The organism is Variovorax sp. 01T439_2 (genome assembly GCF_056398445.1).
In genome coordinates, this window is record NZ_JBFTPJ010000876.1 from 1 (window position 1) to 2,502 (window position 2,502).

The window sequence follows — 2,502 nt, forward strand, 5'->3', positions numbered from 1 at the left end:
CTACTTGGCGGGCGTCGAAGGCCGCCTGATGCGCTCGCTCAAGAGCCTGCTCGGCAGCGCGCTGATGCAGGAGAAAACGGCCATCTACGACGGCCTCGTGAGCTTCGAGGACATCATCGCGCGCTTCCTGCGCGAACTCGCCGTGCGGGCGGGCCGCGAGCTGGGCCGGGTGCCGGAGCGCGTCGTCATCGGCCGGCCCGTGCACTTCGTCGACGACGATTCCAAACGGGATGAGCGCGCGGAAGAAAGCCTGCGCCACGCGGCCCGAGCAGCCGGGTTCCGCGACATCGCCTTTCAGCTCGAGCCGATTGCCGCGGCCTTCGACTACGAACAGCGCGTTGCGAAGGAATCGCTGGTGCTGATCGTCGACGTCGGCGGCGGCACCTCCGACTTCACCGTCGTGCGCGTCGGCCCGGAGCGCGCCGCGCGCGAAGACCGCGGCAGCGACGTGCTGGCCACCAGCGGCGTGCACATCGGCGGCACCGACTTCGACCAGCGCCTGAACCTGGACCGCGTCATGCCGGAATTCGGCTTTCGCCACACGGGCGCGCAGGGGCGCGAAGTGCCGAGCAAGGTGTTCTTCGAGCTTTCGTCCTGGCACCTGATCAACTGGCTCTATGCGGCCAAGGCGGTGCGGCAGGCCAAGGACCTGCGCACGAGCTACAGCGACACGCGGCTGCACGACCGGCTGATGACGGTGCTCGAAGAGCGCCACGGCCACCGCATTGCGAGCGAGGTCGAGCAGGCGAAGATCGATGCCTCGGTGAACGATGCGGCCACCGCCATCGACCTCTCGTGCGCCGAGCCGGGGCTGGCCGCCTCGCTCTCGCCCGCCGACATGGCGCAGCAGCTTTCCCCGCTGCTCGAGAATGTGGTTGCCTGCGCGCATGCCTGCGTCAAGCGCGCCGGCCTGCGCAGCGGCGACCTCGACGCCATCTACCTGACGGGCGGCTCCTCGGCGCTGCGGCCGTTCCAGCAGGCCTTGCGCAGGAGCTTCGCGGGCGTCAACCTGGTCGAGGGCGACCTGTTCGGCGGCGTGGCAACCGGGCTCGCCTGCGCGGGACCGGTGGCATGAAATGAAATATCTCGCAGGCTACCCACCCGCGCTGCTGGCGCAGGTGCAGCAGCTGGTCGCCACCGAAGGGCTCGCGCCGCTGCTGCGCAAGCGCTATCCCGGCCCGCTTCACGAGGTGCAGACGGACCGTGCGCTCTACGACTACGTGAGCGAGCTCAAGAGCGATTTCATGCGCAAGGCCCCGCCGCTTTCCAAGGTGGCGTTCGACAGCAAGCTGCATGTGATCCGCAATGCGCTCGGCACCCACACCACCGTTTCGCGCGTACAGGGCAGCAAGCTCAAGACCAAGCGCGAGATCCGGGTGGCGAGCCTGTTCAGGGAAGTGCCGCTGGAATGGCTGCGCATGATCGTGGTCCACGAGCTCGCGCACATGAAGGAGCGCGACCATGACAAGAGCTTCTATGCGCTCTGCGAGCACATGGAGCCGGACTACCACCGGCTCGAATTCGATGTCCGGCTGTACCTGACGCACCTGGATTCGGGCGGCGAGCGGCTGTGGGCAAGTTCGCTGCCGGCGCCGGGCACCGCGCCGTAGCCGTCCCTCAGGCGTCCTGCCGAGGCGCCGCAAGCCCGGCCTGCGCGAGCACCTGCCTCGCCTGCCGATATCCCGCCGAATCGGCGAACGTGTTCCAGCCGAGCGGCGGCGTTTCCGGCAGCAGCGCCCGGCGGCGCGCCTCGCTGTTCGCATCGGGCTGCCAGCGCCCTGCACTGGCCGCGGCCGCAAAGCCGTCGAGCAGTTCGTCGAGCGGGCGGCCATCGCCGATGCTCTGGTTGCACAGCATCGCCAGGTCGCAGCCCGCGTCGAGTGCCGCCAGCGCGGCATCGGCATAGCTCAGCAGCTCGCCGCCGATGTAGCGCCCTGCTTCCATGCTCAGGTCATCGCTGAAGATGGCGCCATCGAAACCGAGCCGGCTGCGCAGGATGTCCTCCAGCCACCTGGAAGAAAAGCCCGCGGGCCGCTTGTCGACCTTCGGATAGATCACGTGCGCCGGCATCACTGCGGTGAGCGTGCCCGCGAGCCAGTCGTAGGGCCGCGCATCGTCGGCCAGAATGGCCTTGAGGCTGCGCCGGTCGACCGGGATTTCCACATGCGAATCGGCGGTGACGAAGCCGTGCCCCGGAAAGTGCTTGCCGCAGTTGCGCATGCCCATCTGCAGCATGCCGTGCATCAGGCTCTTGGCCAGCAGCGCCGCCACGCGCGGGTCGCGGTGGAAGCTGCGGTCGCCGATCACGCTGCTGCCGCCGTAATCGAGGTCGAGCACCGGCGCAAAGCTGAAGTCGACGCCGCAGGCGCGCAGTTCGGCGGCAAGCACCTGGCCGGCGGCCGTTGCGGCCTGCGTGGCGCGCATCGCATCGCGCATCCACAGCTCGCCGAGCGCGCGCATCGAGGGCAGGCGCGTGAAGCCGTCGGTGCGAAAGCGCTGCAC

General features: G+C 68.9%; 3 protein-coding genes. 2 read left to right on the plus strand and 1 reads right to left on the minus strand.

The annotated features are described in order from the left end of the window. Together AC1DOC_RS29120 and AC1DOC_RS29125 are read left to right on the plus strand one after the other, a co-directional pair. Nucleotides 1-1,075: Hsp70 family protein (locus AC1DOC_RS29120; protein ID WP_478131064.1), on the plus strand; the 1,075-nt coding region annotated here is incomplete at its 5' end. Nucleotide 1,076: 1 nt separating this feature from the next. Continuing rightward, a complete protein-coding gene (locus tag AC1DOC_RS29125) occupies nucleotides 1,077-1,610 on the plus strand; it encodes a M48 metallopeptidase family protein (protein ID WP_018903256.1) in 534 nt (177 codons plus the stop codon). Nucleotides 1,611-1,617: 7 nt separating this feature from the next. Here the strand turns inward: AC1DOC_RS29125 and nagZ are convergent. After that, nucleotides 1,618-2,502: beta-N-acetylhexosaminidase (gene nagZ, locus AC1DOC_RS29130; protein WP_478131065.1), on the minus strand; the 885-nt coding region annotated here is incomplete at its 5' end.

Bases quoted from the DNA above. Each gene is read 5' to 3' on its own strand.
- AC1DOC_RS29125 (WP_018903256.1), top strand. From the start codon at position 1,077: ATGAAATATCTCGCAGGCTACCCACCCGCGCTGCTGGCGCAGGTGCAG.